At 62.8% G+C, this 26,805-nt stretch carries 32 protein-coding genes and 1 tRNA gene; 21 read left to right on the forward strand and 12 right to left on the reverse strand.

What is annotated here, in order from left to right; genetic code table 11:
- Window positions 1-6 precede the first annotated feature (6 nt).
- From ACR42D_RS10395 to ACR42D_RS10420, 6 genes are all read left to right on the forward strand, one after another.
- Window positions 7-387 carry a chemotaxis response regulator CheY gene (locus ACR42D_RS10395; protein ID WP_066803674.1) on the forward strand — a complete coding sequence of 127 codons (381 nt, stop codon included), beginning with the start codon at window positions 7-9 and terminating at the stop codon, window positions 385-387.
- A gap of 27 nt (window positions 388-414) precedes the next feature.
- Window positions 415-1,116, forward strand: a complete 702-nt coding sequence (locus ACR42D_RS10400) for a flagellar basal body-associated FliL family protein (RefSeq protein WP_484566743.1) — start codon at window positions 415-417, stop codon at window positions 1,114-1,116.
- A gap of 3 nt (window positions 1,117-1,119) precedes the next feature.
- Entirely contained in the window at window positions 1,120-1,446 is a 327-nt protein-coding gene (locus ACR42D_RS10405) for a hypothetical protein (protein WP_484566744.1), read from the forward strand.
- Window positions 1,447-1,466: 20 nt separating this feature from the next.
- The gene (locus ACR42D_RS10410; RefSeq protein ID WP_484566745.1) at window positions 1,467-1,874 is read left to right on the forward strand and encodes a hypothetical protein; all 408 of its coding nucleotides are present in this window, start codon (window positions 1,467-1,469) and stop codon (window positions 1,872-1,874) included.
- Window positions 1,875-1,883: 9 nt separating this feature from the next.
- Entirely contained in the window at window positions 1,884-2,711 is an 828-nt protein-coding gene (locus ACR42D_RS10415) for a hypothetical protein (protein ID WP_484566746.1), read from the forward strand.
- A 275-nt stretch (window positions 2,712-2,986) separates the two neighbouring features.
- Window positions 2,987-3,752 (forward strand): IS5 family transposase gene (locus ACR42D_RS10420; protein WP_484564834.1). Its coding sequence is split into 2 segments (ribosomal slippage): window positions 2,987-3,339 and window positions 3,338-3,752, totalling 768 coding nucleotides; the frame shifts between segments, so codons are not numbered across the junction.
- A 139-nt stretch (window positions 3,753-3,891) separates the two neighbouring features.
- On the opposite strand, the gene lpxC is transcribed toward ACR42D_RS10420, so the two are convergent.
- The 10 genes from lpxC to ACR42D_RS10470 all read right to left on the reverse strand — a co-directional run bounded on the left by lpxC (window position 3,892) and on the right by ACR42D_RS10470 (window position 12,720).
- Window positions 3,892-4,809, reverse strand: a complete 918-nt coding sequence (gene lpxC, locus ACR42D_RS10425) for a UDP-3-O-acyl-N-acetylglucosamine deacetylase (protein WP_484566747.1) — start codon at window positions 4,807-4,809, stop codon at window positions 3,892-3,894.
- A gap of 181 nt (window positions 4,810-4,990) precedes the next feature.
- Entirely contained in the window at window positions 4,991-5,842 is an 852-nt protein-coding gene (gene prmC, locus ACR42D_RS10430) for a peptide chain release factor N(5)-glutamine methyltransferase (RefSeq protein WP_484566748.1), read from the reverse strand.
- A gap of 22 nt (window positions 5,843-5,864) precedes the next feature.
- A complete protein-coding gene (gene prfA, locus ACR42D_RS10435; RefSeq protein ID WP_484566749.1) occupies window positions 5,865-6,932 on the reverse strand; it encodes a peptide chain release factor 1 in 1,068 nt (355 codons plus the stop codon).
- A gap of 2 nt (window positions 6,933-6,934) precedes the next feature.
- Window positions 6,935-7,864: a DUF1385 domain-containing protein gene (locus ACR42D_RS10440; protein ID WP_484566750.1), complete on the reverse strand. Its 930-nt coding sequence runs from the start codon at window positions 7,862-7,864 to the stop codon at window positions 6,935-6,937.
- A gap of 197 nt (window positions 7,865-8,061) precedes the next feature.
- Window positions 8,062-8,289, reverse strand: coding sequence for a 50S ribosomal protein L31 (gene rpmE / locus ACR42D_RS10445; RefSeq protein WP_319585044.1), 228 nt, complete (start codon window positions 8,287-8,289; stop codon window positions 8,062-8,064).
- Between the two features lie 181 nt (window positions 8,290-8,470).
- The gene (locus tag ACR42D_RS10450) at window positions 8,471-8,788 is read right to left on the reverse strand and encodes a TusE/DsrC/DsvC family sulfur relay protein (RefSeq protein ID WP_014321317.1); all 318 of its coding nucleotides are present in this window, start codon (window positions 8,786-8,788) and stop codon (window positions 8,471-8,473) included.
- Window positions 8,789-8,999: 211 nt separating this feature from the next.
- Complete coding sequence (locus ACR42D_RS10455; protein ID WP_484566751.1) at window positions 9,000-10,727, reverse strand: YcaO-like family protein; 1,728 nt, start codon at window positions 10,725-10,727, stop codon at window positions 9,000-9,002.
- The gene (locus ACR42D_RS10460; RefSeq protein WP_484566752.1) at window positions 10,724-11,449 is read right to left on the reverse strand and encodes a class I SAM-dependent methyltransferase; all 726 of its coding nucleotides are present in this window, start codon (window positions 11,447-11,449) and stop codon (window positions 10,724-10,726) included. The genes ACR42D_RS10455 and ACR42D_RS10460 overlap by 4 nt, the downstream gene beginning before the upstream one ends.
- Window positions 11,450-11,494: 45 nt before the next feature.
- On the reverse strand, window positions 11,495-12,286 hold the full coding sequence (locus ACR42D_RS10465) for a TIM44-like domain-containing protein (RefSeq protein ID WP_484566753.1): 792 nt from the start codon (window positions 12,284-12,286) through the stop codon (window positions 11,495-11,497).
- Between the two features lie 35 nt (window positions 12,287-12,321).
- Window positions 12,322-12,720, reverse strand: a complete 399-nt coding sequence (locus ACR42D_RS10470) for a response regulator (RefSeq protein WP_484566754.1) — start codon at window positions 12,718-12,720, stop codon at window positions 12,322-12,324.
- Window positions 12,721-12,908: 188 nt separating this feature from the next.
- On the opposite strand from ACR42D_RS10470, the gene ACR42D_RS10475 reads away from it, so the two are divergent.
- From ACR42D_RS10475 to ACR42D_RS10490, 4 genes are all read left to right on the forward strand, one after another.
- Window positions 12,909-13,238 (forward strand): SHOCT domain-containing protein, encoded by a 330-nt coding sequence (locus ACR42D_RS10475; RefSeq protein ID WP_484566755.1) that lies wholly within the window; start codon window positions 12,909-12,911, stop codon window positions 13,236-13,238.
- A 3-nt stretch (window positions 13,239-13,241) separates the two neighbouring features.
- On the forward strand, window positions 13,242-14,030 hold the full coding sequence (locus ACR42D_RS10480) for an HD domain-containing protein (protein WP_484566756.1): 789 nt from the start codon (window positions 13,242-13,244) through the stop codon (window positions 14,028-14,030).
- A gap of 17 nt (window positions 14,031-14,047) precedes the next feature.
- The gene (locus ACR42D_RS10485) at window positions 14,048-14,830 is read left to right on the forward strand and encodes a sterol desaturase family protein (RefSeq protein ID WP_484566757.1); all 783 of its coding nucleotides are present in this window, start codon (window positions 14,048-14,050) and stop codon (window positions 14,828-14,830) included.
- Window positions 14,831-14,903: 73 nt separating this feature from the next.
- Entirely contained in the window at window positions 14,904-15,812 is a 909-nt protein-coding gene (locus ACR42D_RS10490) for an NAD(P)/FAD-dependent oxidoreductase (protein ID WP_484566758.1), read from the forward strand.
- 10 nt (window positions 15,813-15,822) lie between these two features.
- On the opposite strand, the gene ACR42D_RS10495 is transcribed toward ACR42D_RS10490, so the two are convergent.
- Entirely contained in the window at window positions 15,823-16,452 is a 630-nt protein-coding gene (locus ACR42D_RS10495) for a PilZ domain-containing protein (RefSeq protein ID WP_484566759.1), read from the reverse strand.
- Between the two features lie 65 nt (window positions 16,453-16,517).
- Between ACR42D_RS10495 and ACR42D_RS10500 the strand changes: the two genes are divergently transcribed.
- The 11 genes from ACR42D_RS10500 (at window position 16,518) to ACR42D_RS10550 (ending at window position 25,070) form a co-directional block, all read left to right on the forward strand.
- Window positions 16,518-16,805: a potassium:proton antiporter gene (locus tag ACR42D_RS10500; RefSeq protein ID WP_484566760.1), complete on the forward strand. Its 288-nt coding sequence runs from the start codon at window positions 16,518-16,520 to the stop codon at window positions 16,803-16,805.
- 127 nt (window positions 16,806-16,932) lie between these two features.
- Window positions 16,933-17,673 carry a cytochrome c3 family protein gene (locus tag ACR42D_RS10505; protein ID WP_484566761.1) on the forward strand — a complete coding sequence of 247 codons (741 nt, stop codon included), beginning with the start codon at window positions 16,933-16,935 and terminating at the stop codon, window positions 17,671-17,673.
- A 14-nt stretch (window positions 17,674-17,687) separates the two neighbouring features.
- Complete coding sequence (locus ACR42D_RS10510) at window positions 17,688-18,893, forward strand: electron transporter RnfC (RefSeq protein ID WP_484566762.1); 1,206 nt, start codon at window positions 17,688-17,690, stop codon at window positions 18,891-18,893.
- Complete coding sequence (locus ACR42D_RS10515) at window positions 18,887-19,867, forward strand: RnfABCDGE type electron transport complex subunit D (RefSeq protein ID WP_484566763.1); 981 nt, start codon at window positions 18,887-18,889, stop codon at window positions 19,865-19,867. Before ACR42D_RS10510 ends, ACR42D_RS10515 begins: the two co-directional genes overlap by 7 nt.
- On the forward strand, window positions 19,868-20,446 hold the full coding sequence (rnfG, locus tag ACR42D_RS10520; RefSeq protein ID WP_484566764.1) for an RnfABCDGE type electron transport complex subunit G: 579 nt from the start codon (window positions 19,868-19,870) through the stop codon (window positions 20,444-20,446).
- A gap of 10 nt (window positions 20,447-20,456) precedes the next feature.
- Window positions 20,457-21,134: an electron transport complex subunit RsxE gene (rsxE, locus tag ACR42D_RS10525; RefSeq protein ID WP_484566765.1), complete on the forward strand. Its 678-nt coding sequence runs from the start codon at window positions 20,457-20,459 to the stop codon at window positions 21,132-21,134.
- Window positions 21,135-21,136: 2 nt separating this feature from the next.
- Window positions 21,137-21,640 (forward strand): DUF2059 domain-containing protein, encoded by a 504-nt coding sequence (locus ACR42D_RS10530; protein WP_484566766.1) that lies wholly within the window; start codon window positions 21,137-21,139, stop codon window positions 21,638-21,640.
- Window positions 21,637-22,164, forward strand: coding sequence for a DUF2059 domain-containing protein (locus tag ACR42D_RS10535; protein WP_484566767.1), 528 nt, complete (start codon window positions 21,637-21,639; stop codon window positions 22,162-22,164). Before ACR42D_RS10530 ends, ACR42D_RS10535 begins: the two co-directional genes overlap by 4 nt.
- Window positions 22,164-22,739 (forward strand): electron transport complex protein RnfA, encoded by a 576-nt coding sequence (locus tag ACR42D_RS10540; RefSeq protein ID WP_484566768.1) that lies wholly within the window; start codon window positions 22,164-22,166, stop codon window positions 22,737-22,739. The genes ACR42D_RS10535 and ACR42D_RS10540 overlap by 1 nt, the downstream gene beginning before the upstream one ends.
- Window positions 22,740-22,814: 75 nt before the next feature.
- Window positions 22,815-24,917, forward strand: coding sequence for an FAD-dependent oxidoreductase (locus ACR42D_RS10545; protein ID WP_484566769.1), 2,103 nt, complete (start codon window positions 22,815-22,817; stop codon window positions 24,915-24,917).
- Between the two features lie 76 nt (window positions 24,918-24,993).
- A tRNA-Val gene (locus ACR42D_RS10550) sits at window positions 24,994-25,070 on the forward strand.
- An 83-nt stretch (window positions 25,071-25,153) separates the two neighbouring features.
- On the opposite strand, the gene ACR42D_RS10555 is transcribed toward ACR42D_RS10550, so the two are convergent.
- Window positions 25,154-26,077 carry a tyrosine-type recombinase/integrase gene (locus tag ACR42D_RS10555; protein WP_484566770.1) on the reverse strand — a complete coding sequence of 308 codons (924 nt, stop codon included), beginning with the start codon at window positions 26,075-26,077 and terminating at the stop codon, window positions 25,154-25,156.
- Window positions 26,078-26,805 lie beyond the last annotated feature (728 nt).

Genomic DNA, 26,805 nt, shown 5'->3' on the forward strand with positions numbered 1-26,805 from the left:
CTTTCGATGGCTTACGATACCAACATGCGCGTCCTGGTTGTAGACGATTTCTCCACCATGCGTAAAATCATCAAAAACATCCTGCGCCAGCTGGGTTTCAACAACATCGTAGAGGCCGACGACGGCTCCACCGCGTGGGAAGTGCTCAACAAGGACAACATCGACTTCATCGTCTCCGACTGGAACATGCCCACCATGTCCGGCATCGAACTGCTCCGCAAGGTGCGCGCCAGCGAGGAATACGCGGACATCCCCTTCCTCATGGTCACCGCCGAGGCCCAGCAGGAGAACATCATCGAGGCTGTACAGGCCAAGGTGTCCAACTACATCGTCAAGCCGTTCACTCCCGAAACACTGGGCCAGAAGATCGACAAAATCTTCGCCTAAAGCACCTTTGCCGGTTAGGCGTTTGCCATGGTCCTGCTCGTTCCGGATGATGCCGAAGATGTAACCGACGCTCCCGCCGAGCGGAAAGCGGAGTTGGACGACGCCGCCGCGAGCAGGGCCACGCAGAAGGTCGATCTCGACCTCGACGACGCCCCGTTCCTCGAAGACGAGGACGAGGAAGAGGAGATCGAGGAGGTCGAGGCCGAGACGCCGTTCCTGACCGATGACGACTCCAAGTCCAAACCGGGCCTGGTCGCCCTGCTCAAGAACAAGTTCGTGATCGTGGGCATTGGCGTCATCCTGCTCCTGCTGGTCATCATCGTCATCCTCCTGCTGCGCGAACCAGAAGCGCCGCCCCCGCCGCCTCCGCCGCCCGTGGAAGAGGTCGCCCCGGAACCGGCCCCAGAGGAAGTGCCGGAGACGCCCCAGATCATCATCAAGCTCGACCCGTTCCTCATCGAACAGACCGACGCGGAGGGCAAAATCCGCTTCCTCGAGGTCAGCATCCTCCTGTCCACCGAGGACGACGGGCTGGCCCGGCAGTTCAAGCAGGAGACGTTTGCCGTGCGCAACGCCCTGTACTATTATCTCAAGAATAAGGATCTGCAGTTTTTGTCCGATAAGGAGAACAGCGAGAAGCTGAAAAAGGAACTGCTGGTCATCATCAACCAATACATGGGGTTTGGCCAGTTCGATACGTTGATGTTCGAACAATATCTTGTGAGGTGATCCATGAGCACCACGCCTTTGGACCTGCCCATACTCATTTCGCAGCTGCCCTTCGTGCAGAAGATCGCCCATGCGGAAAAGGCCACGCCCGAGATAAAACAGATGCTCTTCGGACCGCTGCTCCAGGAGCAGCTCCGCCAGCGCGAGGGCAAAGTCCAGCAGGTCCAGAAGAAGACCGCCACCGATCCCGTGGACCGCGACGGCCACAACGATCAGCGCCAAGAGGCCGCCCCGGAGCGAAAGAACCGCGAACCGGACGATGACGACCCCGATACCGGGGCCTCCAGCGGGTCCCCCTGGTCCGGCAACATAGTCAACGTCAAGATCTGACCCTGAAGGCAATCCGAATCATGTCCACTCTGCTTATCATGCTCTTCACCATCAGCGAGGTCGTCCTGCTCGGCGTCGTGATCCTCTTTTTCCTGCGCCTGCGCAAATCAGAAACCCTGCTCTCCGGCCTGCACGCCAAGCAGGAGGAATTCATCAAGCGGCTGCAGTTCAACACCCAGCTGGAGAACGAACTGGTATCCACCTTCGAGCAGCGCCAGCAGGAATTGGTCGCTTTGAACACCCAGCTGGAAAACAAGGCCGCCGAGCTCAGGAAGCTGGTCAAGCTCGCCAACGAGTATGCCAAGTCCCCACAATTCATGCGTGAAATCATCATCCAGGGGCACCGCTCCGGCAAGACCCCGATGCAGCTCGCCAAATCCACCGGCCTCGCCCTGGACGAAGTCGAACTGATCATCGACCAGGCCTAGGGGCACGCCGTGCGCGTCTCGGGTTCAGGCACGGGCGGCTCCTACAACGGGGGCGGCAGCCGGTCCGACCGGTTCCGCAGCCGCCATCGTCCCGGCCAGAAGGTCCGGGGCGTGCTCGTCAAAAACCTCCCGGACTCCATAGCCTGGGTGGACATCGACGGCGAGCGGCTCCTGGCGCAGCTCGAAACCGCCCGCCCCGAGGGCAGTCGACTCCTCTTCCTCGTCCAGCAGCTTGTCCCGCAGATCGTCCTCAAGGAACTGACCGGCGAAGCCCACGGCAATGCGGCCACCGCCCTCAGCCGGGTCAGCGATTTCGACTCGGCCCGCACGCTCTTCGAAAACAGGTTCCGCCCCGCGCTCAAGCAATCCGGCCGCTACGGGCACCCTCTGCCCTTGCCCGATTTCCTTACTTTGTTGGCCGGGAACCCTCCATTGCACGCGGCCTACCAGGACGCCGCCAACTGCGCCCTCCCCCTGTCCGAGGCCCTGCTGGAGGCGGACAAGGGCGTCCTCCGCTACCAACCCTGGCTCGCGCCCACCGGCCGGCGGCAAGCCTCTCTTGTCCGCTACGCCCGGGACGAGGCCCGACTGACCGAGATACTCATCGAATTCGACCATACGCGCATGGGCCTCACCCGCGTCCAGTTCCTGCGCAAGGACGAAACCCTGTCCGTCCGCGTACAGCTACAACATCCCGAACACGCAGCCGCCCTGTCGCGCTACCTCGATACCCGCAAACGCCCCGGCAGTCCTTTCCAGATCCAACACCTCGGCGTGGCCAAGCTCCCCCGCACCAGCCACAGCGGCATTCTCGCTGAGTTGCTGTTTCAGAGGTGAGGACGCCTCCGGCGGCCGGGGGAAGGGGAAAAGGGCTTCCCTTTCCCCCTTCCCCCGGACCCCCATCCCCCTTTCCCTCCTAAACTTTTTAAGCGCTTCGCGGGGGTGGCGGGAGACGGGAGAGTGGCTGATTTAGCGGGACGATGGAACGGACTGCAAAGAAGCTGGAAAAGCACGACTGGCTGTTGCGCACAAACCGCGAAGCGGCAACAAAAAGTTCTGGAGATTCTTAGGGTCTGTCGACATTCGACTGCGACCGTGCTACAACATTTTTCATGAAAGTAGCAGCGCAGAAACGTCATGCTTTACGCGATGATCAGTGGGACAAGATCAAGGATTCTCTTCCAGGAAAGAAGAGCGATAGTGGCAGAACCGCTCAAGATAACAGGCTGTTCGTTGATGCGGTTTTATGGATAGGGAAAACCGGTGCCCCTTGGCGAGACCTTCCGGCTTCCTACGGAAAATGGTCTTCCGTGCACAAAAGGTTCATCCGGTGGTCAAAGAAAGGCATTTGGCAAATGGTGTTCAACACCCTCGCAGTTGATGCCGACACAGAGTGGCTCATGATCGACAGCTCTATCGTCCGAGCCCACCAACATTCGGCGGGCGGAAAGGGGGCACCTCTGCCAGCAGATCGGGAGGTCTAGCGGTGGGTTCTCCAGCAAGGTTCATGCTAGCACAGACTCTCTCGGCTGTCCAACCAAATTCATTCTAACACCAGGTAATATTTCAGATTGTACACAAGCCATACCGTTGCTTTCCGGGCAAATTGCGGACTATGTTCTTGCTGACAAAGGATACGATTCCCAGCAGATTGTAGACACCATTTTAGCGATGCCAGCCCAGCCCGTAATCCCTTCACGATCTCTTAGAAAAGAACCTCGCGACTACGATCGCCATCTGTATAAACAGCGCAGCATGGTTGAATGTATGTTTGCGAAATTAAAACAATTTAGACGAATAGCAACGAGATACGACAAGCTCGCCTCTACCTACATGTCATTCTTACATGTTGCAGCGATTTGGATTTGGTTGAAATGAATGTCGACAGACCCTAAGAACCTCTTTCAAGAGGTTCTTAAGCGGGGTCCGGGGCAGCGCCCCGGCCGCCGGAGGCATTCTCAGGCCACAAAAAAGCCCGCCGAATGGCGGGCTTTTTTGTGGCCTGAGAGGCTGAATCCTAAGCCACGGCAGGGGTGGGCTGGAGCTGTTCGCGCGCCGGGGATTCCTTGACGACGGCAGCGCCCTGAACCTTTTCCTCGAGGTAGAGGTCGCGGTTCTCGTCCAGGTGCCGGAGGAAGGCGTTGTTCAGGGCGTGGCCCGAGGCGAAGACCTCGAAGTGGCCCTGCAAACGCGCGCCGAAGGTGGCGATGTCGCCGACGAAGTCGAGCATCTTATGGCGCACGAACTCGTCTTCGAAACGCAGCCCCTCGGCGTTGAGGATGTTGTATTCGTCCAGAACAACCGCGTTATCCAGGGAGCCGCCCAGGGCCAGGCCGTTGGCATGCAGGTAGTCGACTTCCTTGAGGAAACCGAAAGTGCGGGCCTTGGCGAGATGCTGGGAGAAATTCTCGGGGGTGATTTCCATGGCCATGTGCTGGCGGCCGATCAGCGGATGGGCGAACTCGATGGTGTAGTCCACGCACAGACCGTCGTAGGGGCGGGCCTTGATGTACTTGCCGTCCTGCTCGAACTCCACGGCCTTCTTGAAATTCAGGACCTTGCGGGGCTTGTTCAGGGTGCGCACGCCCGCCTGCTTGAGCAGGTAGACGAAGGAACCGGCGCTGCCGTCCATGATGGGCACTTCCTTGCCCGTGACTTCGATATGGATGTTGTCGATGCCCATGCCGTTGATGGTGGCGAGCAGATGTTCGACGGTGGCCACGGTCTCGCGGCCGTCTCCCAGCACCGTGGCCAGGCTGGTCTCAACGACCAGGGACGGGGCGGGGGTCATGAAGGTGGAACCGGTTCCGTCGCGTAGCGAAAACAGGATGCCGGTATCCTCAGCAGCGGGCCGGAGAACCAGATCCACCTGCTTGCCGCTGTGGAGCCCGATACCGGTGCAACGTACTGATCTATGTATGGTTGTCTGAGACATTATTCCTCCGGTTGATTAACCAGTCACTAAATAGCAAGAACAATGCCACGACAGGCGAATCGCCTAACCAGCTGTATTCTATTAAAATTCATTGATGCTGTCGGTCCAAACACGTGTTGCATTCCAGCAACTCTTTGTTTTTTTACAACAAGGGCGAGGGCGAATTGTTGCATTTCTGGGATTATTTTTTTCGCGCGAAGACCACACGGTCATGTCCGGAGAGGTCTTTTTGCACCCCAACCTCTTCGAATTCCGGGCAAACGTCAGCAACGATATCTATTATCATCTTTGCCTGATCGTAACCGATCTCCATGAAAAGGCGCCCTTCCTGCTTGAGCATGGCCGCCACGCCGGGAAGCATGGCCCGGATGTGGTCCAGCCCGTCCGGTCCGCTGACCAACGCGCCGGTCGGCTCGAACCCGGTGACCTCATGACTGGCGGCCACGAATTCGGATTCGCTGACGTAGGGAGGGTTGGAGACCACCAGGTCGAAATCCCCTTCCACGGTCTCGGCTGTGAAATCGGCTTGGACAAATTCCAGGCGGTCCGCAACGTTATGGGCTTGCGCGTTGGCCCGGGCCACGTCCAGGGCGTCGGGGCTGATGTCCACGGCCACGCCCCGGGCCTCGGGGAAAAGCGAGGCGATGGTCACGGCCAATATGCCGGAGCCGGTGCCGAGGTCGGCGAAGCGGAACGGTTGGCCCTTGGCAAAGGACGCCTCCACAGCCTCCACGATGTGTTCGGTCTCGGGACGGGGGATGAGCACGGCGGGCGAGACCGCGAAGTCCAGCCCGTAGAATTCCTTGGTGCCCAGGATGTAGGCCACGGGTTCGCCCGCCTCACGACGGGCCACCAGGGCGTCGAGGACGGCATATTCGCGGTCGCCAAGCACCCTGCCCCGTTCGAGGTTCAGGGACAGGCGCGAACAGCCGAGCACGTGCGCGGCCAGGAGTTCAGCGCTCAGACGGGGCGAGTCCACGCCGGACAGGCGGGACTCGCACTCCTTGAGCACGTCCTGGATATTGCGGGACACGGAGGTTCCTGAGCGGAAACGGCTAGTCGCCCTGCCGCTTGAGCGCTTCGGCCTGGAAATGGCTGATCAACGCCTCGGTCAACTCCTGCAACTCGCCCTCCATGATCTGGGGGAGCTTGTGCAGGGTCAGGTTGATGCGGTGATCGGACACGCGGCCCTGGGGATAGTTGTAGGTACGGATGCGCTCGGACCGGTCGCCGGTGCCCACCTGGCTGCGCCGGGCGGCTTCTTCCTCGGCCTTGGCCTTGTCCTGCTCCATCTGCAGCAGGCGGGAGCGCAGGACCTTCAGGGCCTTGGCCTTGTTCTTGTGCTGCGACTTCTCGTCCTGGCAGATGACCACCAGTCCGGAGGGGATGTGGGTCACGCGGATGGCCGAGTCCGTGGTGTTGACCGACTGGCCGCCGGGACCGGAGGACCGGAACACGTCCACACGCAGGTCTTCGGGGCGGAGGTCCACGTCCACCTCTTCGGCCTCGGGCATGATGGCCACGGTGACGGCCGAGGTGTGGATACGCCCCTGGGACTCGGTGGCCGGGACGCGCTGCACCCGGTGGGTGCCGGACTCGTACTTGAGCTTGCTGTAGACCTTGTCGCCGGAGATGGAGGCGATGACTTCCTTGTAGCCGCCTGAACCGGTGTGGTTGGCGCTCATCTCCTCGACCTTCCAGCGGTTGATCTCGGCGTAACGGGTGTACATGCGGTACAGGTCGGCCGCAAACAGGGCCGCCTCGTCGCCGCCGGTGCCCGCGCGGATTTCCAGGATGATGTTCTTCTCGTCCATCGGGTCCTTGGGCAGCAGCAGTACCTTGAGCTCGTCCTCGAGCTCGGGCAGCTGCTCCTCGATCTCCTCGATCTCGGCCTTGGCCATGTCGCGGATGTCCGGATCGGAGTCGTTCATCATCTCGCGGTTGTTTTCAAGCTCCTGCGCCAGGACCTTGTACTTGCGGAAAACTTCGACCACCTCGCCGAGATCGGCGTGGGCCTTGGAGACCTTCTTGTACCGTTCCTGGTCATTGAAAATATCGGGCTGGGCAAGCTCCTGCTCCAACTCAACGTATTTTTCCTCAATCTCTTCAAGCTTGCCAAACATGGTCAGCACTCCTCGGCGTTGACAGCGCACCGCAGGGCGGCGATGGCCACCTCAAGCTGGCTGTCGTCAGGTTCCTTGGTGGTCAGCATCTGCATCATCAGTCCCGGCCAGCACATCAGCTTGCACAGGCCGTTCTTGCTGTATTTACCGGCGAACTTGATCATCTCGTAGGCCACGCAACTGACCGGGATCATGAGAAGGAGTTTCATGCCGACGATGTACAGATGTTTGACGATGAAATGTTCCGGCGAATAGAACGTCAGCAGCCAGGGCACCAGCACGGCATAGAGCATGATGGACACCGCCAGGACGAACAGCAGAAATGCGGTGCCGCAGCGCGGGTGCAGGCGGCTGTAGAAGCGGCTCGACGCAGGGGAGAGCTCTTTGCCCTCCTCCCAGGTCCAGATGACCTTGTGCTCGGCCCCGTGGTACTGGAAGACCCGGCGGATGTCCGGGATGTAGGAGATGGCCAGGATGTAGCCCACAAAGACGATCATTTTGATCAGGCCGTCCCAGGCGTGGAAGCTCAGGGAATCCACGTCGCCGCCCAGGCCGAGCAGCTCCATACCCACGGACAGGAAGTGCGGCAGGACCACGAACAGGCCGAGCGCCGCTCCGAGCGCCAGGACCATGGTCAGGACGAGATGCCAGGTGGTCAGCTCGCCGCCTTCGTCGTCCTCGACGTCCTCGGCGGCCTGCATGGCGGAATAATTCAGCGCCTTGATGCCGTTGACCATGGTCTCCATGAGCACCGGAAAGCCGCGCAGGAAGGGTTTCTTGAGCAAGGGATGTTTGACCAGGGTGAACCACGGCCGGACATCGGTGACGATCTCTCCGTCCGCCTTGCGGATGGCGATGGCGAGTTTGTCCTTGGCGCGCATCATCACGCCTTCGATCACCGCCTGGCCACCCACGGCCTGGGGTACGGCCATCGTCAGAATTCCTCGCAATCTCAAGCAGATACCCTCCGGTAAAGGCTATATTCCCGGGCGGCAGACGCCATATCCCGCATGGGTGGAGAATCAGGGATTCCCCGCCGATTGTAAAGGCCGGATAAAACAATATGCCTCCGCAGGGTAGACGACCCCAACGAAGGCATATGGTCTCGGCTTGCGCCGAAAAAACGGAGCTACTTGGACTTGGCGGCCAGGCTGCTCAGATCGCCATACTTCTTGCGGAAGCGGTCGATGCGGCCTGCGGTGTCCACGAAGCGCTGCTTACCGGTGTAGAAGGGATGGCAGTTGGAGCAGATTTCCACTTCGAACTCCTCACCCTTGGTGGTCAGCAGCTCGGCCTCGTAGCCGCAGTGGCAGCGAACTTTGGCCTTGTAAGTCTTGGGATGAATATCGTTTTTCATGACTATCTCCTGTCATTCTTTTTGCGTGGAACTCGGTCTTATACGCACTGCCCCACCGCTTGGCAAGGAAAATTTTCCGGGAATCTCCAGGGTCTCGCCCCGCTCCCGCACCCGGCCCGCAAGGGCGTAAAAAAGGCGGGGGCCGAAGCTCCCGCCTTTGTCAGTCGAGTTCGGTCGAGAACTAGACGCAGCCGGTGGGCTTGGGCAGGCCGGCCATCTTACAGGCGCCTTTACCAGGTCCGGACGGGAACAGTTCGTAGATCTGCTTCAGCTTGAAGCCGGTGACCTTGGAGAGGATGCGCACCATGGGAGCGATACCGTTCTTCTTGTAGTAGTCCTGCAGGAAGTCGATGACTTTCTGATGGTCCTCGGAGATCTCCTTGATGCCCTCGGATTCCTTCACGTATTCGACCCAAACCGGGGTCCAATCTTCAAATTTCTGCAGGAAGCCGTCTTCGTCAACTTCGAAAGAAGAGCCCTGGAATTCAACAACAGCCATTGTATCCTCCTAAGTGGATGTTTGTCTTGCTGTAGCCCCGGGGGATTCCCGGAGCGACCTTATCCAAATAAACAGCGATCCGCTGCTTAGCTGCAAATGGTAGACTCGGTGTAAAACCGTGGAGGGACATTACGTCTCCTCCCCAACCTTGTCAAGTACTCGGCACATTTCAATACGACAAAAAGGATTCCCCCGAATTGCCTATAACGGGCTAGGATTCCTCAAGTTCGCGCAGGTGTTCCCGGGCGTATTCCAAGGTCGGGTCCATGTCGAGAGCCGCCTTGAGGTAATCCTCGGCCTCCTGCCGGTTGCCCATGAACTTGTGGCACAGACCGAGGTTGGCCAGATCATGGGGCGATCCGCTGTCGATGTCCAGGGACGCCCGGAAGTTGTCCGCAGCCTCGGCGTAGCGCCCCGCCTTGAAGTGGGCCACGCCGCGCAGGTTGAAAAACTCCCGGCACTCGTCGTCGAGCTCCACGGCCCGGTCGAGCAGGCCCAGGGCGTCCTCCCACTCCTCCACCTGGGACAGGGCGTAGGCCTGGTAGAAGACCGCCAGACCGCGCTCGGCGTCGGCGGGCTGCAGGTCCACGGACGCCTCGAACTGGGCGGCGGCATAGAGCGGGTCACCCATTCGCAGGGCCAGCAGCCCACGGAAGAACGGCAGGAAGTACGCGCCGGGATAGATCTCCTCGAGCACGTCCAACCCTTCCAGAGCCTCGTCGAAGTCGGTGTCCTCGGCCAGGATGCGGCCGACGAACAGGCCGATGGACCGGTGCGGGGTGCGCTCCCGGAAGTCGAAACCGGGCACGAAATTGTAGTTGGCCGTGACCATCAGCTCCGGGTGCCGGGTGTCCACCGCGTACAGGGTGTCGCCCTTCTCGGCGAGGCCCTCGGCCAGGGCCATCAATTCATTATATATATCCCCGTCCTCCACCGTGGGCAGGGAGTCGAGGGTGACCACTTCGCCCTGCCTCAGCCACTCAATCTGGTCGAGCTCGGTGAACTTGGGCAGGCCCGAGGCCTCGTACACCCGGCTGGTCTCGAAGTCGCCCGCCAACTGGGCCACCTCGGTCACGGCGCGGATGGCCGCCTTGACCGGAGAGGCTGCGGTCCCGGCGGTGAAGACGATTTCGCTTAAGCTTGGGAAGGTCTTGCGGTCCCAGGCCACGGCCGCCACCGTGGGCACGGGGTAGCCGAGCGAGAAATCCTTGAGAATGATGCTCACGCCGTTGCGCTCGAAGCAGTCGAGCAGACGGCGCAGGACCGGATCGGCGCAGCTGGCCGGGTCGATGGTCGGGGTGGTCTGCCGGGAGCGGTCGATGAGCGCGCAGACGTGGCGCTCCACCAGTTCGCACGCGCCCTGGGCGATGGACTCCTCGAAGGTGTTTCCGGCGGAGGATCCGTTGAATTCGTTGAGCTTCTTGAACCAGTCCAGGGGCACGTACTCGGTCTTCCCGGTGCGCACGTTCAGGGCCGGATGGAACCGCCAACGGATGAGGTCCATGAGCCGGACGGCCTTGCCCCGGTCGATCTCCTCGTTCACCGAGCGGATCACCTGGGCGATGTCCATGACCTGGCCGGGCCACTTTTCCTGCGCCTCGGACCAGGTCAGTTCCGTGAAGTTGTCCGGGTCGGCCCAGAAGCTGAAATAGGAGAAACGCTCGACCAGCTCCATCAGGGCCGAGGCCTCGGCCTGTTCCGGGGAAGCGCCCTTGCCCATCTGCTTGCGCGTGGGCATGACCTCGCGGGCCTCGGGGCCGCACTGGCTGACGAACACCGGGATGCCGAGCCTGCCGGTGTCCACCCGGTCCGTCTGGGCCAGGACGCCCTTGCACTTCTCGGCCAGGGCGGCCTTGACGCGATTCACGGTCTCCACCGGGGTGCACGCCTTGTCCTGGTCCGTGGTGAAGGATTTGAGGCAGTTCTTGAGTTCGATCACGCGCCCTTCCTCTTCATGCGGAACATGTTGATGACGTTCTCCTCGCCGGTCTCGTTGTCCTTGTACTTGGCCTCGGACTTCATCATGGCGAACAGCCCGTCGGCCTTGTCGAAGAACTTCCTGCCCTGCCGCTTCTTGTCCATGGCCATGAGAACCTCGGCGGACGGTGATTCGGCCAGATGGGCGTCCAGGAAGTCCACCAGCGGCTCGTACACGGCCTCCTCGTAGAGGACCTCGCAGCCGATGACGTAGTCGAAGCGTCTGCCCAGAGTGTCCCTGGTGAAGTCGGCCTTGGTGATGGTCACCCTGTCCTCCAGGCCGTTCTTGAGGATGTTGATGCGGCTGAACAGCAGGGCATTCGGTTCCACGTCGGTCACGGTCACGTCGTGGCCCATCGAGGCCATGACCATGCCGTTCACGGCGCAGCCCGCGCCCACCTCGAGGATGGAGCAGCCGGGCGCGAACGGGAACCGGGTCAGGGTGTAGCCGAGCACCAGACAGGACGGCCAGACCTTGGCCCACAGGGGCAGGGATATCTTCTTGCCCCCCCGGGTCCGGTCCACCAGCTTGTCGAGGTATTTCTGCATCTGCTTGACCTGGAGGACCTCCAGGTTCCGGTCGCCGATGGTCACGGTCTCGAAACCGACCTCGCCGAATTCCCTCACGGCGATGTCGATGAGCGCACCAATAGGCTGGTCCAGGTTGAAAACGGTATCCGCCATTTTTCCCTCCGGAAAACAGTAAGCCTTGCTAGGAGGCTTTTGATTTTACTGGTCTATTGAATTGATCTTTTCCAGGACCCACAGCCCGCCGGGCACGGAGTCTTCGCGGCCGAACTCCCACACGGTGCGAAGCTGGACCGGACGGCCCTCTTCGCCCACGCGCAGTTGCGCGTCGTAGTGGACCGAGGCCACGGTGCGGCCGGCGGCGGTGTTCAGCTCCGTGAGCAGGGCCGAAACCAGCATGACCTCGGTGTGCGGGCGTTCCCCTGCGGCCACCGCGTCGCTGTAGACCTCGTCGGACAGGAAGTCGCGCAGCGCGTCGAAGTCTTCCTTGTCGCGGGCCTGCTGGAAACGGGAGAAAAGGACCTTGGCCCCCTCCAGGAACTCGGCCTCGTCGAACCCGTTCGCGCGCTGTGGCGCGCCCGTGGGCGTGGTCGGCGCCGGGTTGTCACCGGGCTCCGAGCGGAGCATGTCCCAGGTCTGCCGGGCGGCCTCGTGCCGGTCCATGGGCTTGGCCGCGTCACGGGAACCGGCGTCGGGATCGGAACGGCCCTCTTCGCCGGGCTTGGTCGGGTAATCGGTCTTGGACCACTGTCCGGGCCGGGTCTTGTCGTTGCCGCCGCCGGACCGCCGCCTGAACATGCGGACCAGGAAATAGGCGATGAGCACCAGCAGGAGAATGTTCAGGACGGAGCCGGTGCGGCTGGGTGGGGCGGCCTGCGCCAGGGCCGGAGTGGCCGAGAGCAGGACCAGGGCAGGCGCGGACAGCCAAAGGGCCAGGCGGCCGGTCGAACGAACGGCCGAACCGGACGCGTTCACGTAGTTGTCGTTGTGCATGGATGCTTCGTAAAACAAACTGGGCGTACAGGCAATCAATCGATGAGGGCGAGATTGCGCAGGATGGCGTACAGGCTCTCCACCTCGATGGGTTTGGGCAGGTAGGCCGCGGCCCCGCCCTTGTAATAGGCCCGGACCACGGTCTTGGGATCGTTCAGGGCGGTGATCATGATGACCTTGGCCTCGTCGGCGGAAGAGACGCCCGCCTCCTGCTCCATGGCGCGGATGTCCTTCAGGGCCTGGTGGCCGTCCTTGTTGGGCATCATGATGTCCATACAGACCAGGTCATAGGGGCGGCCCTCGTCAAGGGCCTTACGGAAGGCGTCCACGCATTCCACTCCATCGGCGGCGGTATCGCACTCGCCGAAATCGGACAGGAGCGCGGTAAGCAGCTTGCGGCTGGTGAATTCGTCTTCTACTATAAGGATACGCATTGATTCTCCTTCTCAGAGCCGAAATACACCACTCCCGAAAGGATTTCAACGGTCCTGAGAGAAACCGTGCACAATCTATAATGCATTCACAGGCCGACCGCCCCGCCGGCCCGGGGCTTGCCCTGAAGTCGATTGCCACGTAGGAACATGGGCCACGGCGAAACACGCCGCTCCGGAGGAACAATCACATGGACTTTTCGCATATTCCCGCCCTTCTCGGAGGGTTCTTCGATTTCCTGGACAGCCCACAGTGGCGAGCCTGGCCGTTCAACTCCGGGTACGGGGAGCACATCCTGCCCGCCCTGGCCCGGCTGCTCTTCGTCACCATGATCATGGGCGTGATCCTGCTCTTCCTCCGGCTGCTCTTCGGCCCCGGCGGGCCCCTGCGGGACAAGGAGCTCGAAGAGGAGGCCCGCCAGGAGGCCGAACGGGAACGGGCCGAGCTCAAGGAACTGCTCGACGCGGGCGAGATCTCCGAAGCGGACTACAAGGTCAAGATGAAACGGCTCAAGGACTAGACCATGTTCCTGTCCGCCCACAAACAGCTGCTCAGGGAGTTCGCCGAGAGCCACCTCTCCGGCGATGCGACCAACGACTACCACATCCGCCTGAAACTCGACCACTCCATGCGGGTCCTGGACAACGGACTTGCGATCATCGGCGACGAGGGCATCACCGGACGCACCGGGGAGCTGGCGGCCATGGCCTGCCTGTACCACGACATCGGGCGGTTTCCGCAGTTCGCCCGCTGGGGCACCTTCAAGGACGCGGACTCGATCAACCACGGCCGCATGGGCGTGCTGACCCTGCGCCGACTCGACCTGCCCGGCGGGTTCACGGACCGTGAATGGCGCATTATCAAGGGAGCCGTGGGCCTGCACAACGCCAAGGAGGTCAATCCCGGCCTCAAGGGGGACCTGGCCACCATGGTCGGCGTGGTCCGCGACGCGGACAAGGTCGACATCTTCGCCGTGATCCTGGACCACCTGTCCAGCCCGCACACGCCGGACCAGGTGGTCATCCACCGGTTGGAGGAGCATCCCACGCGCTACACCCCGGCGGTCTATGATATGGTCATGTCCGGCGGCCCCTGCGACTACGGCCTGCTGAGGTACGACAAGGATTTCCTGCTGCTTCTGACCGGCTGGCTCTTCTCCCTGAACCACGGTACCTCGGCCCGGCTGCTGCGCGAGCGCGGCCTGGTGGCCCGGACCTTCGAGTTGCTGCCAGACACCGACGAGATCAAGGCCCTCGAGGAGAAGGTCTTCCGCCACCTGGAAACCAAGGAAGCGGAACGGCCCGAAAGGTAAACAGCCAAGGAGGCGCTGTGACCACGGAAACCCTGCTCCGACTCGGTTCGTTCCTGGCCGTCCTCGCGGCCATGGGCGCGGCGGAGACCGTCTGGCCCCGGCGCCGACTGTCCACGGGCAAGGGACGCCGCTGGTTCGCCAACCTGTCCGTGGCCGCCCTCGCCTCCCTCCTGACCCGCGCGCTCATCCCGCTGCTGCCCGCCGGGGTGGCCGCCTACTGCGCGGCCCGCGGCATCGGCCTGCTCAATCTTATCCCCCTGCCGCCGGTCCCCGCCTGGATTATTGCAGTGCTCGTCCTGGACATGGCCATCTACTGGCAGCACGTCCTCTTCCATCGCCAGAAGCTGCTCTGGCGGGTCCACCGCATGCACCACGCGGACCTGGACATCGACGCCTCCACCGGCATCCGCTTCCACCCCATCGAGATCGTCCTGTCCATGCTCATCAAGCTGGCCGTGGTCCTGGTCCTGGGCCCGCCCGCCGGGGCCGTGATCCTGTTCGAGATCCTGCTCAACGGCTGCGCCGTGTTCAACCATGCCAACGTGCGCATCCCGCTTCCCGTCGACCGTGTTCTGCGCCTCTTTCTGGTCACCCCGGACCAGCACCGGGTGCACCACTCCACGGACATGCGCGAGGCCAACATGAATTTCGGCTTCAACTTCCCCTGGTGGGACCGGATGTTTCGGACCTACAAGCCCCAGCCCGACCTGGGCCACGAAGGCATGCGCATCGGGCTGAACATCTTCCGCGACCGCGAGTTCGGCAGGCTGACCCGCATGCTGTCCATCCCGTTTCTCTAAGCCCGCTTTACTTCCTCCTGCGAATGCTTATCCTTTTCGTTAACGCATTCTCATCCGAACACAGGAGAACCTCATGTCCGATACACTCTACGACGTCGTCATACTCGGCTCCGGCCCCGGAGGCCTGCAGGCCGCCATCCACGCCTCGCGCAAGAAGGCCAAGACATTGATGCTCGGACGCATCGACGACTCCAGCCTATACTGGGCCCATGTCGAGAACTACTGCTGCCAGATCAAGATATCCGGCGAGGAAATCCTCAAGAAGGGCCGCGACCAGGCCGAGAGCTTCGGGGCCGAATTCCGGGACGAGGACGTCCTGGCCATCGAACCCGACGGCAAGCTCTTCAGCCTCAAGCTCGAATCCGGCGACGCGGTCCGGGCCAAGACCATCATCCTGGCCACCGGCTCCAGCCGCAACAAGTTGGGCGTGCCCGGTGAAAAGAAACTGCTCGGCAAGGGCGTGAGCTACTGCGTGGACTGCGACGCGGGTTTCTACCGCAACGAGGTGGTGGCCGTGGCCGGTTGCCGCAGCGCCGCCGCAGGCGGGGCCGTGGCCCTGACCAACTTCGCCAGCGAAGTGCACCTCTACTGCGAGGAGCTGGACGTGAACGAAGGGCTGCGCGGACAGCTCCAAGAGACCGGCGTGAAGGTCCACGAGGGCGTATCCATCCAGGAAATTCTGGGGGATAACGCGGTCTCCTCCGTACTCCTCTCCGACGGCTCCAGCCAGGACGTCAGCGGCGTGTTCATCGAACTGGGCGCCAAGGGCGTGCTGGAACTGACCGCCATGCTCGGCGTGCAGCTGGACGAAAACATGAAGTACATCGAAGCGGACAAGAAGCAGCGCACCAACGTCCCCGGCGTGTACGCAGCGGGCGACATCTGCGGCCCGCCCCTGCAGATGGCCAAGGCCGTGGGCGAGGGATGCGTGGCGGGCATCGAAGCGGCAACCTACGCCAAGAAGCTGGAGTCGGACGAATAAACCGAAGAGACTATAGCCCGGGGATGCGGCAGCAGACCTGGGCCTCGATGAAACCGGATATCCGCTTGCGGGCATCCGGTTCTTCGTTGTCGAACCGGAGCACCGCGTAGTGCACGTGGTCCTTCATGAAGGTCTTGAGCACGGTACAGCCCACGGAGATTCCGTCCCCATCCATGTCGAAGGGGTGGAAGGTCAGGCGCACGCTCCCGCCCGGCTCCAAGGGTAGCCCGTCCTCACCGTCGCCCATGAACCGGACGCGGGTGCAGCTGGCGGACATGTCCTCCAACACGCCCCTGGCGGCGGACTGTCCGTTGACCACGAAGGCGGGGAACGAACAGGAACAGCGAGGCTCGCTGCGCTCCTCGGCGTCGAATACCATCTTGGGCGCGGCCAGTTCGAGGATCGTGCCCGGGGCCTCCAGGGCGCTCAGGACCCGGGTGTTGAAGCCGAGCAGCTGGCCGTCGTAGGCGTAACGGACCAGGGCGGAGGCGTCGGTCCTCAGCCGCTGCACCGCCGCTTCGGGCAGGTCGGCAAAGACCATCAACCGGCCGTCGGGCTTGAGCCCGGCCACCATGCCGAGGAAGCGGTCCTCGAATGTGGAGACCTCCAGAATGATGCTGTCACCCACGGCGATGTCCATGCCACCCTCCCGTATTGTTTCATTAAACCATGGCGCATCGGGCCGCAATTATATATACGCTCCCTATGCTCAAAACGCTTGGAATACTCGCCTGGGGCGGATGTCTGCTGACCCTGGCCTGGCAGGGAGCGGCCTGGGCCGTCACCGGGGCCTGGCCCTCCATAACCCTCATGGACGTCTTCGGCAAACTGCTGGGCCTCGACCTGCTCACCCTTGCCCGCCAGCTGCCCCTGGATATCGCGGCCAAGGCCGCCTATGTGCTTTTCACCACGGAACTGACCCTTTTCCTGTGGTGGGCCGGAGTGGCCATGTTCGGTCTGATGTTCGCGCTCGGGCTGCTCGGCCGAAAATAAATTCGGCATAATCCGCTCTTGGCCGGACAACGGCCATCTCTACCCAAAATCTCCTCAGAGGTGTGGACTAAACCCCACGGTTTCAGCTACAAGTTTGTATTGCGCTCCAAATCGTGAGGTCGATCCATTGCAAAAACGGTATTTTCCCATCACCTTGGTGACCGGCATCCTCTTCCTCGTCGCCCTGGGCGGCTATCTGGCCCCGGCCGGATCGGAAGGACCGCCGGTCCGGGTACTTCTGGAGAACAAGGGCGGCAAGGTCATCCTGAACCACGCCCAGCACATCGGCGACATGGACGGCCGGTGCGAGGACTGCCACCACACCTCGGGCGACGATCCCAATCCGCCCGCCTGCTCCACCTGCCACGTGGCCAAATTCGGCAAGGATTTCGCCGCATCGCATCAGAAAACCATGGATGACAAACAGTGCGCTTCCTGCCACCACGCCGGGGCGACCATAGGCAAATTCGACCACGACGGGCACGCCGACGACTACGCCTCGGGCGACTGCCAAACCTGCCACCACGATACGGCCATCGAGCCCGAGCCGCAGGCCTGCTCGAACTGCCACACGGACGGGGCCGACGCCCGCCCGAGCCTGCGCGACGCGGCCCATGCCCGGTGCGCCGACTGCCACGACGACCTGTACAAGGAAGGGACCGTAGGCTGCACCCGCTGCCACGAACGCAAGGCAGAACCCGCGTCCGAAGCGGACTACCGGGCCTGCGCCGACTGCCACGCCGCGCCAGCGGACCAACTGATCCCCACGACCATGGCCGCCTATCACGCGCAGTGCCAGGGCTGCCATGAGGAGAACGGCTCCGGCCCGTTCGGCGACGACGCCTGCTATCAATGCCATATGAAATAAGAGGCCCCAGAACCATGAGCGATTTCAACTTCAGCCTGCTGTGCGGCGAAACCGGGCCCCTGACCACGGCCTCGCGGCCGGACAGGCTCCAGCTTTCCATGGACGGCATGACCCCGGTCCTGGCCGTGGGCGACCAGGTCCTGGGAGGCACCAAGGTGGCTGTGGGCAACGGTCCGGACAAGGGCGATCTGCACGCGCCCCTGGCCGGAACCATTCTCGAACTCGATCCCGATTCCATGCTCATCGAAGTGGACAACGGCGGCAAGGCCGAGCCGCGCACGCCCTGTTCCGAGGGCGGCGACAGGCTGCGGCAGTGGCTCAAATCCATGGGTGTGGACGTGGGCGCCCTGTACAAGGCCCCCACCCTGATCCTCAACGGCGTACCGCCCGAACCGGGCATCTCCGTGTTCGATCCCCTGCTGCGCGACTACCGCAAGACCCTGGAAATGGGGCTGGAGACGGTCCAGAAGGTGATTGAACCGGCCAAGATATTTCTGGTGGCGGCCAAGGGCAACCGGGCCAACGCATTCGCCAACTGCACCGTGGTCCACGTCAACCCGGTCTACCCCAACGGGCTGGACCCGCGGGTCTACAAGACGGTCCTCAAACAGGAGGTCCTGCCCGGCTCCCGGCCGGACAGCGCCACCATGCTGTCGGTCAAGGACCTGTACGCCATCGGCCGGGTCATGGAGACGGGCCGCCCCCTGACCGAGACGGTCATGACCATCGGCGGGCAGAACCAGCTGGTGCGCGTGGGCACGCCCGTGGGCTTTCTGGCCGCCGAGGCCGGGGCGCAGATACAGCCCGGCGACCGCGCCGTGCTGGGCGGCCCCCTGCGCGGCCTGGCCGCCGCCAACCTGGAGCAGGGCGTGGACAAGGACACCTACGGCCTGACCCTCATGCGCCGGGAAACGAGCCTGGAGACCACCGACAACTTCTGCCTCGGTTGCGGAAACTGCGAACGTCACTGTCCGGCCCGGATCATGCCCGGCATGATCAGCCGCTGCGCCGAGTTCAAGCATTTCACCCGGGCCGAGGCGTACCACATCCACTCCTGCATGGAGTGCGGGCTGTGCGGCTACTGGTGCACTGCCCGGCGTCCGCTGCTGCAGTACATCCGCCTGGCCAAGTACGAGCTGGCCCTGCTGGCCGGGGCCCACGAGCCCGCCGCGCCCACGGACGACCAAATCAAGGAGCAGACCGGAGACACGCCATGCTGAAGCCGCTCAACCCCATCCTGACCGTGTCCGTGCCGCCGCACGTGCACTGCGGCCGGTCCATCCCTCGCTACATGGTCGATACTCTGATCGCGCTCATGCCCGCCGCCATCATGGCCGTGGTCGTCTTCGGCCTGGAGGCGCTCCGGGTCATGGCCCTGTCCTGCGCCGTGGCCGTGGCAGCCGAGGTACTGCTCAACCGAATCATGAAGCGCGAACAGTCCGTCGACGATTACAGCGCCCTGGTCACCGGCCTGCTGTTCGCCTTCCTGCTCCCGGCGTCGAGCCCGTGGTGGCTGGTCGCCGTGGGCGCGTTCACCGCCATCGCCATGGGCAAGATGATCTTCGGCGGCCTGGGCGGCAGCCCGCTTTGTCCTCCCCTTGTGGGCTGGGCCGCATGCCGCATCTCCTGGGGGAGCTACATGGACACCAACGCGACCATGCTCTCCTCCCATCTGGCCGCCCCCCTGCAGCAGCTCAAGTATTTCGGCCTGGACGCCATCGGCTCCATCCCCCTGTCGGACCTGCTCCTGGGCGACCAGCTGGGCGGGCTGGGCGCCGTGCGCGTGGCCGCGCTCCTGGTGGGCGCCGCCTACCTGCTCCTGCGCGGGCACATCAAATGGGAGATCCCTGCCGGGTTCATAGGAGGCCTTCTGCTGGCCGCCTGGGTCTACCGGCTCATTGATCCCACGGTCTACGCACCGCCCCTGTTCCACCTGCTGGCGGGCGGCGCGGTCTTCGGGGCCTTTTTCCTGGCCACCGACCCGTCGTCCAGCCCCATCGGGCGGCTGCCCGCCGCGCTCTTCGGGCTCATGGCCGGAGCCATGGTCATCGTCATCCGGGTCTACGGCATGTACCCCGACGGCGTGCCCTTCGCCATTCTGCTGGCCAACCTGTTCACCCCGCTCCTGGACCGCATCCGGCCCAAACCGTTCGGCGGCCCCTACTCCTTCCTGAACGGAACGGAGGGCGCGTAAATGAAGGAAATGATCAAGATGGTCCTGGTCCTGTCGCTCTTCTGCGGCCTGTCCGGCCTGACCCTGGCCACGGTGCGCCAGGCCACGTCGGAGCGCATCGAGGAGCAGGTCATGACCTACGTGCAGGGCCCGGCCCTGAGCCAGATATTCTCCGGCTACGACAACAACCCGGTCAGGGACCGCAAGACCTTCGACCTGCCCGACGGCCCGGTGACCGTGTTCCCGGCCCTGAAGGACGGCAAGCTCATGGGCGTGGCCTTCGAGACCTTCGGCAAGGGGTACGGCGGCCCGGTGGGCATCATGGTCGGCTTCAACACCGACGGCTCCGGGTTGGCCGGTATCGGCACCACCACCCTCAAGGAGACGCCCGGCCTGGGCATGCGTCTGGTGGAGCCCGAGTACCGCGACCAGTTCCGTGGCCACACCACCAAGTCCGTGGCCCTGACCAAGAACGGCGGCGACATCGCGGCCATCGCTGGAGCGACCATATCGTCCACGGCCAGCGTGGCCGCGGTCAACCAGGCGATCCGCATCTTCCAACAGATCAAGGACAAGATCCACGCGACGTGGGCGTCATAGGACTATCGCCATGAGCACATTGTGGAAGGAATTTTCAAAGGGACTGTGGCACGACCTGCCGCCGTTCAAGCTGGTCCTGGGGCTCTGCCCCACCCTGGCCGTGACCAAGACCGCCTACAACGGCTTCGGCATGGGCATGGCCGTCATCTTCGTCCTGGCCCTGTCCAACATGCTGATCTCCATGCTGCGCAAGGTCATCCCGTCCAAGGTGCGCATCGCCTGCTTCATCGTGGTGGCCGCGTCCCTGGTGGTCTGCGTGGAGCTGCTCATGCAGGCCTACGCCTACCCGCTCTACCAACAGCTGGGCATCTTCGTGCCGCTGATCGTGGTCAACTGCATCATCCTGGGCCGGGCCGAAGCGTTCGCCTCCAAAAACCCGGTCCTGCTGTCCGTGGCCGACGGCCTGGGCATGGGCATGGGCTTCACCCTGTCCCTGACCTTTCTCGGCTCCCTGCGCGAGCTGTTCGGCTACGGCACATGGTTCGGCATGCACGTCATGGGGGCCTGGTTCAAGCCCTTCGGATTCATGATCGAGGCCCCGGGCGCGTTCGTCTGCCTGGGCGTGCTGCTCGCGGGCATGAACGCCCTGACCAACTGGCAGCGGAAATCCAAGGGGCTCGAGGCCGTGCAGGGCCCGGTCCACGACTGCAAAACCTGCGGCATGTGCGCCGGCAAGCCGAGGATGTAATCATGAAACGACTGCTCCCCATTGCCCTGGCCGCCGTCCTTCTTTTCGCGGCAGGCACTGCTCTCGCCGAAAAGCCGACGCCGGAATCCGTGGCCGAAGTCCTGAACAAAAGCGGCCAGCTCGATTTGCTGGATCGCCAGCTGAGCTTTGAAATCGAGAATCAATGCAACCTGTTCAGACAACGTTTTCCGGACCAGCCCGAACGCGTCTACGACATATACCGCGACCATATCACCAGCGAATTGCGCGTTGCGGCGCACCAATTGACGATGGACATACAGAACCGTTGGGTTCGGGATTTCAATCGCGACGATGTCGACTACGCGCTCACCGTTTATGATTCCGCTCCCTGGAAGAAATATATGGCCCTGATGCCCACCATAATGCGTCAGGTGCAAGTATTCACCGAGAAATGGGCCAAGGAAAAACTTCCCGTAAGGCTCGCCGAGATCATGGATGACCTGCAACGGCACAGGATCGAATCCGCCAAGGGAGAATTGCAATGACGACTCTGCGTATCACCCTTTGCTGCGTGATCCTTCTTTGCGCCCTGCCCGCTTCCGCGCAGCAGTTCAAAGAGCTGCCGAGCCATGAGGACATCATGACCATGTACCGCCAGTCTGGCGACCTCGATACCCTGAAGACCACCAGCGACATCCTGGCCAACTCCGTGCTGAGTCAGGTCAGCCATATCTATTCGAACAAGCTGGGCGGAGAAAAGATCCCGGACGAGGACGCGGCCTTCCTGAAAGAACGCCTGAACGCCCTGTTCGGGGAATTCTTCGCGGAGGTAATGCTGTTGCTGGAGGACTATACCCAGCAGAACTTCACCAAGGACGAGATCGTGCAGTTGAACGCCCTGTACTCCGATCCGACATGGCAGAAGCTGATCAAATCCAACAAGAAGTTGCAGACGGAAAGCGCAAGAAACGGCCAGATATTCGTTTCCCAGGCAGTCAAACGGGCCATGGAGAAAACCTTGATCCAATGCAAGGTCGAAGGCCTGCCCCTCCCGGCCAAGGAGCAATAATGGACTATTTCGTACTCGTCATCGCCGCCATCTTCGTCAACAACATCGTGTTGGCGCAGTATCTGGGCAACTGCCCGTTCATCGGCACGTCCAAGGAGTCGGGCGTGGCGCTGGGTATGGGGCTGGCCGTGGTCTTCGTGGCCACCCTGGCCGCGGTCATCACCTGGTGCGTCCAGAAGTTCCTGCTCGCGCCCAACGACCTCGGCTATCTCCAGACCATCGCTTTCATCCTGGTCATCGCCGCCCTGGTCCAGTTCGTGGAGATGTTCCTGAAAAAGGCCGTCCCGCCCCTGTACAAGTCCCTGGGCATCTTCCTGCCGCTGATCACCACCAACTGCGCGGTGCTGGGCATCGCCATCATCTGCCAGCGCGAGGAGTTCGGCCTGTTCGAGACCTTCCTCTTCTCCATGGCCTCGGGCGCGGGCTTCATGCTCGCCCTGGTGCTTCTGGCGGGCATCCGCGAGCGGCTGGACCTGTCCCGCGTGCCCATGGCCATGAAGGGTACCCCGCTCGGCCTGGTCATGGCCGGGCTCATGTCCCTGGCCTTCTTCGCCTTCAAGGGCATGGCATCCTAGGAGCGTTGAAAATGCCCGATTGCCGCGTTGCTCGAACATTTTGGACGCTCCCCGTGTAATCAGGAGACAGATGTAATGATCACCGCTTCCGTACTCATCCTCCTCGGCATAGGATTCACCGCCGCCGTCATTCTGGCGGTCGCCTCCAAGCTGCTGTACGTCTACGAGGACCCGCGCATCGCCCGGGTGGAGAGCGTACTGGCCGGGGCCAACTGCGGCGGATGCGGCTTTCCCGGTTGCGCGGGCGCGGCCCAAGGCGTGGTGGACGGCAAGGCCGGGGCCACGGTCTGTGTCATCGGCGGCGACGCCGTGGCGGAAAAGGTGGCCGCCATCATGGGGCTGGAATTCGCGTCCATGGAAAAGCAGATCGCCTTTGTGGACTGCACCGGCGGCGTCCGGGCCGAAGAGGTCTACCGGTACGCCGGGGTCAAGGACTGCCGGGCCCAGCACATGCTCTACGCCGGGGCCAAGATGTGCCCCGAGGGATGCCTGGGCTACGGCACCTGCGTCACGGCCTGCCAGTTCGGGGCCATCGAAATGGGCCCCAACGGCTACCCCGTGGTGGACCCGAACCTGTGCACCGCCTGCGGCGGCTGCGAACAGGTCTGTCCGCGCGGCGTGATCACGGTCTGGGGCATGACCGCGCGCATCACCCACCTGAACCTCGAAACCGACTGCCTGGCCCCCTGCCGCCAACGCTGCCCGGGCCAGATTAACATCCCCCGCTACATCGAGCAGGTCTCGCGCGGCGACTATGCCGGGGCCCTGGAGACCATCCGCGAGCGCATCCCCATGCCCCTGTCCATCGGCCGGGTCTGCCCCCACCCCTGCGAGGGCGTCTGCCGCCGTGGCCATGTGGACGAACCGGTGGGCATCAACATGATAAAAAGGTTCGCGGCCGACTGGGAGATGAACTCCGGGACCCGGCTGCCCATCTCCTGCGCCCCGGACACAGGCCGCAAGGTGGCCGTGGTCGGCGGCGGCCCTGCCGGACTGTCCTGCGCCTTCTTCCTGCGCCGCCTGGGCCACAGCCCGACCATCTTCGAGTCCATGCCCAAGCTGGGCGGCCAGCTGCGCTACGGCATCCCGGAATACCGGCTGCCCAAGGCGGTGCTGGACTGGGAGATCCAGGGCATCCTGGACCTGGGGATCGACGTGCGCCATGAACAATTTTTCGGCAAGGACTTCACCCTGAACACCCTGAAAGAGGAAGGATTCGAGGCCGTGTTCCTCGGCATCGGCGCGTGGATGAACCTGAACCTGCGCATCGACAACGAGAACGCCGAGGGCGTGTCCACGGGTACCGAGTTCCTGACCAAGGTGGGGTTGGGCATGAAAAGCGGCATCGGCCGGAAGGTCGTGGTCGTGGGCGGCGGCAACACCGCCATCGACACGGCCCGGACCAGCGTGCGCCTGGGCGCGGACGTGACGCTGATGTACCGCCGCACGCGCGACGAGATGCCCGCCAACATCGAGGAGATCGTCGGGGCCGAGGAGGAAGGCGTCAAATACCTCTTCCTGGCCGCGCCCACGCGCATCGTCAAGGACGAGGACGGCAAGGTGACCCACATCGAGCACATCAGGATGAAGCTCGGCGAGCCCGACCAGTCCGGCCGCCGCCGCCCCATCCCGGTGGAGGGGTCCGAGTCCCTGCTGGAAGCGGACACCGTGTACACGGCCATCGGCCAGAAGCCCGAGCTGTCCTGCCTGTACGAGAACGGCGTCTGCGATCTGGAGGAGACGCGCTGGCGCACCCTGGCCGCCGATCCCGACACCCTGCGGACGGCCCTGCCCCACGTCTTCACCGGCGGCGACATGCACACCGGCCCGGCCCTGGTCATCACCGCCCTGGGCGAAGGCCGCAAGGCGGCCCGGTCCATCCATCAGTACCTCAACGGCGAGACGCCTCACGTGGCCGAGCGCACCCAGCGCGACCTGCTGCCCTACACCATGTTCACCGACGTGCCGGACGTGGGGTTGCGCGAACGGTCCGTCATGCCCCACCTGATAGAGTGTGATGAGCGCACCTGCACCTTCGGCGAAATCGAAGGCGCGCTGGACGAGGCCCAGGCCAAACACGAGACCTGCCGCTGCCTGCGCTGCGGCCTGACCTGCTACAACCGCGATATGGCCGAAGGCCAGGAGTGCGCCAGCGGGGACTGTGTAAAAAATCAGTAAAAAAGGGTTGCAAAGCGCAAGGCTTGGCGATATACAGTTTCTCCCTTGAGGCGATGTCCTCAAGCAAGACCAAAGTGGGCGATTAACTCAGCTGGTCAGAGTGCCATCTTCACACGGTGGAAGTCACAGGTTCAAATCCCGTATCGCCCACCAGCTATTTCAAAGTGTTAAGAGTCGAATCGTGAGGTAGTATGCAACCTTACTCACCCTTTGACTCACCTTTTCAAAGCCTCCAGTTACTCGCTGGAGGCTTTTTTCATCTCCAGTATACGGCCGCCGAACGTCTGCTCCACGGCCTTGCGCGCGTCCTTCAGGCTATGAATGTAGCGCGCCGTTGTGGTCACCGACTTGTGCCGCAGGATCAGCTGGATCGTCGCCAGGGGCACGCCCGCCTTGTCGAGCATCGACGCGGTCAGGTGCCGTATGGCGTGAAAGCTGAACGCCTTCACCCCGGCCACGGCGCACATGTCGCGCACCATGTCGTTGCCGTAGGCATACGGCTCGTCGGTCTTGGGGTTGATGAACACATGCTCCCGGAACCCCGTCTCCAGCCGCTGCTCCTTGAGCGCGGCCGCCAGCTGCTCGGTCATGGGTATCCAGTCGCCCTCCAGGCCGCTCGTCCGCTTGCGCGTCCACAGCCGGATCCGCTGCCCGGCGAAGTCCACGTCCGACCATCTCAGGTCAAACACCTCGCCCCGGCGCGCCCCGGTGTGCAGATAGGCCAGCAGCATCCGCTTCCGGTGCGGCTGCGCCTCGGTCTCTCCGTTCAGCTTATGAAACGGCCTGCGCACCTGGTCGGCCATCTCGTAGACCTTCCAGAAGTCGGCCTCCGAAGGCACGTACTTGTCGCCCCGGTCGGCCTTGTACATCTCCACGTCCCAGGGGCACTCCCCCAGGACAATGCGCGACCGCTTGGCCCAGTTCCACAGCCGCACGATGTGCTTGCGAAACGTGTTCGCCCGGTGCCCGCTGCGCGTCTGGGCAATGTGGTCCAGGAACTCCCGGACCTTGTCGTGCTTCAGCTCGGCTACCGGCATGACGGGCGATACCCCCGGCCACGACAGCAGCTCGGCAAAGGCCAGCGTCTTGTCATCGTAGGTCCCTTGGGCCACGCCCTTTGCCTTGAGCGCCAGCAGATGCTTTGTAATGAGGGTGTGCAAGGAGACCGCAGGGGTCCCCTCCTCCGAGAAGGATTCGATCAACTTCTGCTTGATCAACACCTCCCAATCGATCGCCGCCCGCTTGCTTGGTTGTCGCTTTTCCTTGCGGCGCCCGTCGGGCAGCAACACCCTTCCGAACCATTCCTTTCTTCCCGTCTTTCGGTTCCGACGTTGTATCGGCATCCGATCCTCCATTGCTGGTGGGTCTGAGCGCTTCCACTATGCTGTTTTCATAGAACTGCCACCGCCCCCCGATCTTGACTCCGCCGAGGTCGGCAGCATGCTTGTAAACCGAATCCACGGACAGGTCCAACGCCTCGGCCACCTCCTGGGCGCTGCAGCGACGTCCGAGCCTGTCCTGAAGTATATCCCGCAAACCCATGGTTCTACCTCCCCCCATCCCCGTCACAAGCCACGCCCAGACAATAGCCGCCGTCCACCAACGGGCAATTCGGAAGCGACTCCCCTGCCGCAGGCGTCCACCCCATGACCTCGCCATGCTCACACGCCTCGATCTGCGCGGCACAATACGCCTTGCACTCGGGCCGATGGTCGCAATGCAAACAATCTCGCTTCATAGCTGCCTCTGCTGAGTGAGCTTATTTCGGCGGGAAATTGTGTTCTGGCTCATAGCTGGTTGTTGGGTACTTCACTTTTTCCCGCATTGTCGCGGCGCACTTCGTGCATTTATGGAGGTACTGAGGAGGCATAGAAGGTAGCACTTCGCC

This window comes from Pseudodesulfovibrio sp. lm2024 (assembly GCF_051175575.1).
GTDB classification, from domain to species: Bacteria; Desulfobacterota; Desulfovibrionia; order Desulfovibrionales; family Desulfovibrionaceae; genus Pseudodesulfovibrio; species Pseudodesulfovibrio caledoniensis.

Excerpts from the sequence above, each read along its gene's own strand:
- rsxE (WP_484566765.1), top strand. The coding sequence starts at position 20,457 with ATGAGCACATTGTGGAAGGAATTTTCAAAGGGACTGTGGCACGACCTG.
- ACR42D_RS10440 (WP_484566750.1), bottom strand. The coding sequence starts at position 7,864 with ATGGCCGTACCCCAGGCCGTGGGTGGCCAGGCGGTGATCGAAGGCGTG.
- ACR42D_RS10465 (WP_484566753.1), bottom strand. The coding sequence starts at position 12,286 with ATGCACAACGACAACTACGTGAACGCGTCCGGTTCGGCCGTTCGTTCG.
- ACR42D_RS10395 (WP_066803674.1), top strand. The coding sequence starts at position 7 with ATGGCTTACGATACCAACATGCGCGTCCTGGTTGTAGACGATTTCTCC.
- ACR42D_RS10480 (WP_484566756.1), top strand. The coding sequence starts at position 13,242 with ATGTTCCTGTCCGCCCACAAACAGCTGCTCAGGGAGTTCGCCGAGAGC.
- ACR42D_RS10545 (WP_484566769.1), top strand. The coding sequence starts at position 22,815 with ATGATCACCGCTTCCGTACTCATCCTCCTCGGCATAGGATTCACCGCC.
- ACR42D_RS10490 (WP_484566758.1), top strand. The coding sequence starts at position 14,904 with ATGTCCGATACACTCTACGACGTCGTCATACTCGGCTCCGGCCCCGGA.
- ACR42D_RS10405 (WP_484566744.1), top strand. The coding sequence starts at position 1,120 with ATGAGCACCACGCCTTTGGACCTGCCCATACTCATTTCGCAGCTGCCC.
- ACR42D_RS10400 (WP_484566743.1), top strand. The coding sequence starts at position 415 with ATGGTCCTGCTCGTTCCGGATGATGCCGAAGATGTAACCGACGCTCCC.
- ACR42D_RS10500 (WP_484566760.1), top strand. The coding sequence starts at position 16,518 with ATGCTCAAAACGCTTGGAATACTCGCCTGGGGCGGATGTCTGCTGACC.
- rpmE (WP_319585044.1), bottom strand. The coding sequence starts at position 8,289 with ATGAAAAACGATATTCATCCCAAGACTTACAAGGCCAAAGTTCGCTGC.
- ACR42D_RS10510 (WP_484566762.1), top strand. The coding sequence starts at position 17,688 with ATGAGCGATTTCAACTTCAGCCTGCTGTGCGGCGAAACCGGGCCCCTG.
- ACR42D_RS10470 (WP_484566754.1), bottom strand. The coding sequence starts at position 12,720 with ATGCGTATCCTTATAGTAGAAGACGAATTCACCAGCCGCAAGCTGCTT.
- rnfG (WP_484566764.1), top strand. The coding sequence starts at position 19,868 with ATGAAGGAAATGATCAAGATGGTCCTGGTCCTGTCGCTCTTCTGCGGC.
- ACR42D_RS10540 (WP_484566768.1), top strand. The coding sequence starts at position 22,164 with ATGGACTATTTCGTACTCGTCATCGCCGCCATCTTCGTCAACAACATC.
- ACR42D_RS10495 (WP_484566759.1), bottom strand. The coding sequence starts at position 16,452 with ATGGACATCGCCGTGGGTGACAGCATCATTCTGGAGGTCTCCACATTC.
- ACR42D_RS10450 (WP_014321317.1), bottom strand. The coding sequence starts at position 8,788 with ATGGCTGTTGTTGAATTCCAGGGCTCTTCTTTCGAAGTTGACGAAGAC.
- ACR42D_RS10530 (WP_484566766.1), top strand. The coding sequence starts at position 21,137 with ATGAAACGACTGCTCCCCATTGCCCTGGCCGCCGTCCTTCTTTTCGCG.
- ACR42D_RS10515 (WP_484566763.1), top strand. The coding sequence starts at position 18,887 with ATGCTGAAGCCGCTCAACCCCATCCTGACCGTGTCCGTGCCGCCGCAC.
- ACR42D_RS10410 (WP_484566745.1), top strand. The coding sequence starts at position 1,467 with ATGTCCACTCTGCTTATCATGCTCTTCACCATCAGCGAGGTCGTCCTG.
- lpxC (WP_484566747.1), bottom strand. The coding sequence starts at position 4,809 with ATGTCTCAGACAACCATACATAGATCAGTACGTTGCACCGGTATCGGG.
- prfA (WP_484566749.1), bottom strand. The coding sequence starts at position 6,932 with ATGTTTGGCAAGCTTGAAGAGATTGAGGAAAAATACGTTGAGTTGGAG.
- ACR42D_RS10460 (WP_484566752.1), bottom strand. The coding sequence starts at position 11,449 with ATGGCGGATACCGTTTTCAACCTGGACCAGCCTATTGGTGCGCTCATC.
- ACR42D_RS10475 (WP_484566755.1), top strand. The coding sequence starts at position 12,909 with ATGGACTTTTCGCATATTCCCGCCCTTCTCGGAGGGTTCTTCGATTTC.
- ACR42D_RS10535 (WP_484566767.1), top strand. The coding sequence starts at position 21,637 with ATGACGACTCTGCGTATCACCCTTTGCTGCGTGATCCTTCTTTGCGCC.